Source organism: Ruegeria sp. CE9, from assembly GCF_056537425.1.
The window spans coordinates 1-554 of the sequence record NZ_JBQFRO010000136.1 but is presented as its reverse complement, the minus strand read 5'-3'; the positions used below and the strand labels follow the sequence as shown (position 1 = coordinate 554).

Annotated in this window: 1 protein-coding gene; it reads left to right on the top strand. The window is 57.2% G+C overall.

The annotated features are described in order from the left end of the window. Positions 1-554: UxaA family hydrolase (locus ACR0B3_RS24505; RefSeq protein WP_480811312.1), on the top strand; the 554-nt coding region annotated here is incomplete at both ends.

The window sequence follows — 554 nt, the reverse complement described above, 5'->3', positions numbered from 1 at the left end:
TTTCCCAAATGTCGATGGGATTGTCCCGATTGTGCACGGTTCTGGCTGCGGGATGTCTGGCTTGGGCGAAGGGTATCAGATGCTTTTCCGAACCTTGGCAGGATATTCGAAAAACCCAAATTTTGGGGCGATCCTGTTGGTCGGTCTGGGCTGCGAGGTGATGCAGGTGCCTGACCTGATCGGCCCCGCCCGTCTGCGCGATGGCGAGAGTTTCCGCTATATGACCATTCAGCAGACAGGCGGCACAAAGCGCACAATTGAACGGGGTCTCAGCATGCTGCGCGAGATTGCAGCCGTGGCCAATCGTGCGACACGCGCCCCTGCGCCGGCCTCAAAATTGGTGGTAGGCATGCAATGTGGGGGCTCGGACGGCTATTCTGGCATCACCGCCAACCCTGCCATGGGGTATGCGTCTGATTTAATCGTGCGTCAGGGCGGCACCACAATCCTGTCTGAAACCCCAGAAATCTATGGGGCAGAGCATCTTTTGACCCGCCGCGCGATATCGCCCGAAATTGGTGAAAAACTGATTTCGCGCATTCAGTGGTGGGAAG